Raw genomic sequence first — 6,202 nt, forward strand, 5'->3', positions numbered from 1 at the left:
CAACTAAAGGACGAGGATGTGTGGTTGAGGGCACATATCGATCTTTGTTATAAAGAACGTGTAAAGAAAAGGAAATATCTTTGTCTGTAAAAGGAGAGAAAATAATGAAAAATTTTTCCGAGATTATTCATATAGGCGAATTAATAGCTGTTTCTAAGGTTTTTCAATTAAATACTTATCAAATGGTAACATTACTAGAAAATGGTTTAATGGAAGTATTCGAGACTAAGGAAGCTTTTTTCGAACAATATGGAAAGAAGGAAACGTATGGAGAATTAGATTGGTGTGAGTTGAATAACGGAAAAGTATTTACTAAGCCGAAATAGGAAGGGAACGGAAATCAACTCCTCCGCTTACCTTCCAAACGATCTCAATTTTTATCGAATTGGTCTACAATCTGAGCGCTATTCTGTTTAGAATGGTTTTTTAGACTTTCTTCTTTAACTAAACTGCTCGTTACATCCCTGTCTCTTGAGAAATAAAATACATATATCCCACCATATAAAAGATGTAAATAACAAAAGCACCAATAACGGCATATAACGGCTTGATCCAGTTAGTCAGTAAGAAAATGATTCAGTTCATCGAAAAATGGGTTCGAAAACACTTTTCACTAGGAGATGCTTAAATGAAGGAACTAAAGTTATTTACAGCCATTTATATTCCGGAAACACCTTTTGTAAATGGCGTGCTGAAGCCAAAGAAAACAAAGAGGTATAACTTTGAATCGCTTGAAAGCCAAAAAATAGCGGATACTCTGTATCATTTTATTTATAAAAAAGATGAAAAACAAATTCACAGCTATTACTTTATCGGGGACTTAGACGATATGTTAGAAAGATATTTATTTGTAGAAAACAATGACTTATACGATGAATATATTTCACAGTTTTGGGGCGGCGGGCAAAGGTACTGGGAGAGCGGAATGGACACTTATTTAGATGTTGCCAGTAACGGCGAGAATATTCTTGATAAGTTAACCGAAGCATATAACAACAGTTTTTATGAAGAGGATGAACCTACACCTTTGTGTCATATATTTGGGCAGCAGATGTGGCATGATCACGCCTATCTTATAGCTAACCGAATAGCTTTAATCGAACTGAGGGAGGCCATTGATACTGCTTTAAAGCATGGAGAAACAAGAGTAGGTTTATCTCCTTCTGACGGCGAGGGATATGATTTATTTATTAAATGTGTTGAAGATGACTTTGACTGGGAAGCGTTAGACATGCCGTATCATGATAGAGAATGTTATGTACCTGATGATGTGACAGGTCTTCCTCCGCATAAAGCTTTTAAGAATTATAAACGTCATTTACGTTAGATTGCTGTGAGGCGATAAATGGTCAATCAAGCGCGTGCAACACCGTCTCCATTAAGAAACGGTGCTAATAATAAATATGAAATCTATTGCAAACGAAGAAGGGATTTATTCGAAAAACACACTTGGATATTCAACAACTCCTGAAACATGAGCAAGAGTGCTTTCTTTCAATTCCAACACCATAAATGCTTCATCTGGTACTTCGAAAGGTGCGTGGATTCCCCATATGGAAGCTTTTTTGAAGCCGAACTTTGGATAATATTCTGGATGCCCCAAGACAACGACAGAATGGTATCCAAGGTTTTTGGCTTCTTTCAATGCTTCGAGAATTAACCGTCTTCCTATTCCTTTATTCTGATACTCTGGTAAGACAGAAACAGGTGCAAGAGCAAGTGATTCTGCGATTTGCTTGTCATTATTAATTTTTATGCTAGATAACAGAATATGCCCGAGGATTTTGTTATGATCTTTATCAAGTGCCACTAAAGATAACTTTGGAATGAATGAGTTGGATTTTCTAATTCGAGAAACCAACTGATGTTCTTTTCCATCACTATGTTCTGCATGAGCAAATGCGCGCTCTACAACTTTTTCGGTTAATGCATAATCTCTGTTTTCTCCTGCCTGATTGTTAGGTTCAACATTTAACAGCTCCTGTTCTTATTCACTTCGATCATGCCTATATTACATCATATTTTCTTATTCAATTAAACTTGCTGTATTAAATACTCTTTTTAAATGTAAGGTTGTGATGCTTAAGGGCCCTTTTAATCGGAAGATAAGTCATTTTTTCTTACTAATTATTTTTGAAATGAAAATCATAAACAAGATTAGATATACAAAACTAGCTAATTCTGACAGGCTTTTCATTTTTAGAAACTTTGTTAGTCTTTGAAGAAGAGTCTTTAACCAATGCCAATAATAAAATCATACTAATAATACAAGCTGTACCAACCCATTGGAAAAAACCAAAAGGTTCTTTTAACCAAAAAACCGTTGTTAAAACTGCTGCTAGTGGTTCAATACTGCCTAGAAAGCTCGTCTCTTTAGGTGAAAGACTTTGTAAACTTTCTATATAAAACCAAAATGCAAGCATAGTACCAAAAATAATAGCGGCGACTAAGTATAAATACGTTTCTAGAGTTAAACTTTTAGCGTCTATTTGCCAAGGTGGATGAATAAAACTTAATGCCAAGCCGCCGATAATCATGGCCAGCCAACAATGACAAGCGAATCGTATTGTTTCAGTAAAGGAAGGGCATATAAAGTATAAAATGCTAAAGCTATTCCAGATAAAACACCCCAAACGATTGCGGGTGTTGGTACAGATAATTGAGAGATTGAGCCGTTTGTTAATAAGAAAAAGCACCCAGCTAAAGCCAGCGAAACAGTCAACAAATCTTTTCGTGTAAGCACAGTTTGTTTGCGGAAGATTAAGTATACGATAATCATTACGGGTGCTAAATATTGTAATAACGTTGCAACGGCTGCGTTTCCATGTTTAATAGAAGCCATATATGTGTATTGAACGGCAAGCATACCGAGTAACCCGAAAATAATTAATTGAATGGCGATCCTTCTAGTTTTCCAAACACCAAGTATCTGTGTACGTTCTTTTCCAAAAAATTGAACTGTCAAGAGCAAAAAACCAGCTATGAGTAATCGAGTCGTCACAAACCAATCTACATCAATTCCATATTGAAACAGCTTTTTTGATACTGTGCCACCCACTCCCCAAAACAATGCTCCTGTTATAACAAGGAGTATGCCCTTTCTTCTATTCATGATTGATTCTCCACCTTTAAATATAAAAATATCGTTATAATACTTTATATGATAAGGAGAAGATTCCCAAAATAATACTTAAATCGAATGAAAAAATACAACGATATTGAGGTGGTAGTATGCAAATAAAAGATTTTATAGTTGACCAAAGTTTAAAAGAATTGACTGAACATCGTACAGTTGTGTTGCCAATTGCATGTTACGAAACAATAATTAGCCAAAATATAAATGGATATACACCACTTCATTGGCATGATGAATTTCAATATGTTCTCGTTGTAAAAGGAGAATCAATTTTTCAAATAAATGAAGAACATATTACTGTTCAAGAAGGCGAGGGGCTATTTATAAATAGTGGCTGCTTACACATGGCAAAAGATAAGAATGATTCGGGTTGTGCCTATATTTGTTTAAATGTTTCTCCAAGTTTCATTTTGTCACAAGAACTTTATACAACTTATATAAATCCCTATATTCAAGCGACTAATTTACCATACGTACACTTGGATGCAAAAGAAATTTGGAAGAAAAACATTTTAGATGCTATTGTAAAAGTCAATCAATTGATACAACTAAAGCCGTCATACTATGAAATTGATATCACTATTCAGTTAGCGTTAATTTGGAGAAACTTAATTATAAATGGTTTTCAATTAGAGTATGAACAGATGGAAACATTAAAGAATCATCGAATGAAGCAAATGTTAAATTGGATACACACACATTATGCTGAAAAAATCTTTTTAGATGATATTGCACGTGCTGGTCAATTGAGCCGTTCCGAATGTTGTAGATATTTCAAAAGAATTTTAAAGAAAACACCATTGAATTACGTCACCGATTATCGAATTCAAAAAAGCTTAATTTTACTTCAACAATCAGAATCCAATGTTACAGATGTTGCCTATCAAGTAGGTTTTAATAGCACGAGCTATTTCATTGAACGGTTTCGAAAGTCAATGAACATGACACCTTTAGCATACAAAAAATATAAAATGGCTGATTCATTTTATGGAAAGGGCACTTAAAGTAACGGGTGCTTTTCTGAATCCAAAAACCCCCAATTCTCAGCATTAAATAGAGAAATTGGGGGTTTTGAATATAATCGTATAGTCAACAAAATGAAACCATTTATGCTTATTCTTCTTTAATTACCAATAAGACACCAGTGAAAATTAAGATCGTTCCAAACCAAAATGCCAGTCCTATTTGCTCTCCTAATAACAGCCAGCCTAGAAACGTACCTACAATTGGCTGGAAGAAGAAGAACAGCCCGCCGCTCGAAGCGTTTAATAGTTGTAAGCCTTTATTCCAAAGCAGAAAACCACAAGCTGTAGAAATGATACCTAAATAAATCAAACCTCCCGCTATGCTTGGTTCAAATATAGCAGCAACATCTACTTCTCCTAGACGTGTTACGACGAATGGCATTAAAAGAATGACTGCAATACATGCAGTGTAGGTCGTCACAACAATTTGCGAATAGTGACTCGGGATTTTTTTAACTAAGACAGACATGAGAGCCCATGTTAACGCGGCAATCAACAATGAGAATCCACCTAATTGCTGCGTCATATCAACGTGTCCATTACCTACAATAATCGCTACACCGATCGTAGCAAGGATCATGGAAATACTCTTTTTATAGGTCATTTTTTCTTTTAAAATCCAACGGGCAAAAAGCACCATAAATGCCGGTGTGGTCGAAGTAATAATGGCCCCCATTTGAGCAGTCGATAACATCGTGCCAATTTCCTGCGTCACAATGGATATCGTGTTGCCGATTAATCCAACTAAAAAGATAATAAGCCAATCTTTTTTTGCGATTTTCCATTTCTGCTTAGTGAATAAAGCGATGATGGCCAATGCGATCACGGCGATCACATAACGCAGCCACACTAATTCAAGAGGGGGGACAACATCTACAACTACTTTTACAACGACATACATCCCGCCCCAAATACTAGCAGCGAGAGAGAGAAATAAAGAACCTAATAATTTATTTTTCACTTTTTATCCTCCGTATTCATAGACATTCCATGCTCTTAACGGAGAATCAATCATTCAACCGTTAAGGAAGAAGGATTGCAGGTACATCATTTTCGAATAATGAATTATAGATCATTTATACTCAGCTCGATTCTTTGTCGTATTTTTTTATAGTATAAAATATTACAAAAGTAAATACCACAGAAACATCATGTAATGCGAACGACTTGAAATTCCTCAGCCATCATATTGGCATCATACAGATCATCACAACAGGCCAAGTTCCTTCAAAAAATCTTGTTTATGAACCTAAAGTTGTGGTACTATTTTCCTGATGTCAAGAAAATACATAGGAGGAAAATGATGAATAAGGTTATTGGATTGATTGTATCTTTAGTTTTAATGATTACACTGCTGCCTTTGCAGCGGGCAGAAGCAAGTCCTGTAAATAAACATTATACTGTTAATGCAGGTACAAAGTTAATCAGCGTACGTGAAAAACCGAGCCCAAAAGCAAAAGTAGCAGGTTCTCTTAAAAATGGGACTGTTGTATTTGTTTATAACACGGAGCCAGGCGGATGGTCGAAAATTAAGTATAATGGGAAAGCCGGATATGTAGCTTCAAGTCAATTGAAAGATCGATCAAGCGGGAAAATCAGCAGAAATCAAGCGAAACAAATTTTGATAAAAACTAACAAGATTAATACACGCATCGCTGGAGTAAGGGATCTGCCGGAGATGGATCGAACCGTAAATGGCGTGACATATTATTGCTTCGATGTATATGCTCTAACTGAAGGTTTTGCTGCTAGCAGTTATTTTGTGAGTTCTAAAGATGGAAGAGTACTAGATTGGTCATCGTTTTAAAATGTAGTTCGCTCATAAAAGAAATGTTTTCAACACGTCATACAGGCGTGTTTTTTTATTCTGTGTAAATCAATTAAAATAAATAAGTACCTTAAATAGAGTATAGGGGGAATAGACCTTGCTTGATATTATTTTTGGTACGCTATTAATTGGCTTTCTAATCTTGTTACAGAATAAAGTATTTTAAATTTATCATTTATTCTGAATAGAAGTTTTGCATATGAAAAGCACAGC

7 protein-coding genes and 1 pseudogene are annotated in these 6,202 nt (G+C 35.3%); 4 read left to right on the plus strand and 4 right to left on the minus strand.

Features of this window, described 5'->3' with window-relative positions:
• Positions 1-104 precede the first annotated feature (104 nt).
• Positions 105-326, plus strand: a complete 222-nt coding sequence (locus QYG89_RS15440) for a hypothetical protein (protein WP_404318932.1) — start codon at positions 105-107, stop codon at positions 324-326.
• A gap of 302 nt (positions 327-628) precedes the next feature.
• Complete coding sequence (locus QYG89_RS15445; RefSeq protein ID WP_404318934.1) at positions 629-1,327, plus strand: hypothetical protein; 699 nt, start codon at positions 629-631, stop codon at positions 1,325-1,327.
• A 105-nt stretch (positions 1,328-1,432) separates the two neighbouring features.
• On the opposite strand, the pseudogene QYG89_RS15450 reads toward QYG89_RS15445, so the two are convergent.
• The 3 genes and pseudogenes from QYG89_RS15450 to QYG89_RS15460 all read right to left on the minus strand — a co-directional run bounded on the left by QYG89_RS15450 (position 1,433) and on the right by QYG89_RS15460 (position 3,112).
• Positions 1,433-1,968: pseudogene (locus QYG89_RS15450) on the minus strand (GNAT family N-acetyltransferase).
• A gap of 203 nt (positions 1,969-2,171) precedes the next feature.
• On the minus strand, positions 2,172-2,633 hold the full coding sequence (locus QYG89_RS15455) for an EamA family transporter (RefSeq protein ID WP_404318936.1): 462 nt from the start codon (positions 2,631-2,633) through the stop codon (positions 2,172-2,174).
• Entirely contained in the window at positions 2,534-3,112 is a 579-nt protein-coding gene (locus QYG89_RS15460) for a DMT family transporter (protein WP_404318938.1), read from the minus strand. The genes QYG89_RS15455 and QYG89_RS15460 overlap by 100 nt, the downstream gene beginning before the upstream one ends.
• A 119-nt stretch (positions 3,113-3,231) precedes the next feature.
• Between QYG89_RS15460 and QYG89_RS15465 the strand changes: the two genes are divergently transcribed.
• Positions 3,232-4,140: an AraC family transcriptional regulator gene (locus QYG89_RS15465; RefSeq protein WP_404318940.1), complete on the plus strand. Its 909-nt coding sequence runs from the start codon at positions 3,232-3,234 to the stop codon at positions 4,138-4,140.
• Between the two features lie 109 nt (positions 4,141-4,249).
• On the opposite strand, the gene QYG89_RS15470 is transcribed toward QYG89_RS15465, so the two are convergent.
• A complete protein-coding gene (locus QYG89_RS15470) occupies positions 4,250-5,122 on the minus strand; it encodes a DMT family transporter (RefSeq protein WP_404318941.1) in 873 nt (290 codons plus the stop codon).
• A 342-nt stretch (positions 5,123-5,464) separates the two neighbouring features.
• Between QYG89_RS15470 and QYG89_RS15475 the strand changes: the two genes are divergently transcribed.
• A complete protein-coding gene (locus QYG89_RS15475) occupies positions 5,465-5,968 on the plus strand; it encodes an SH3 domain-containing protein (RefSeq protein WP_404318942.1) in 504 nt (167 codons plus the stop codon).
• The last annotated feature ends 234 nt before the right edge of the window (positions 5,969-6,202 follow it).

The organism is Bacillus lumedeiriae (assembly GCF_044891285.1).
Lineage (GTDB): Bacteria > Bacillota > Bacilli > Bacillales > Domibacillaceae > Pseudobacillus > Pseudobacillus lumedeiriae.

Bases quoted from the DNA above. Each gene is read 5' to 3' on its own strand.
- QYG89_RS15440 (WP_404318932.1), top strand. From the start codon at position 105: ATGAAAAATTTTTCCGAGATTATTCATATAGGCGAATTAATAGCTGTT.
- QYG89_RS15465 (WP_404318940.1), top strand. From the start codon at position 3,232: ATGCAAATAAAAGATTTTATAGTTGACCAAAGTTTAAAAGAATTGACT.
- QYG89_RS15475 (WP_404318942.1), top strand. From the start codon at position 5,465: ATGAATAAGGTTATTGGATTGATTGTATCTTTAGTTTTAATGATTACA.
- QYG89_RS15460 (WP_404318938.1), bottom strand. From the start codon at position 3,112: ATGAATAGAAGAAAGGGCATACTCCTTGTTATAACAGGAGCATTGTTT.
- QYG89_RS15445 (WP_404318934.1), top strand. From the start codon at position 629: ATGAAGGAACTAAAGTTATTTACAGCCATTTATATTCCGGAAACACCT.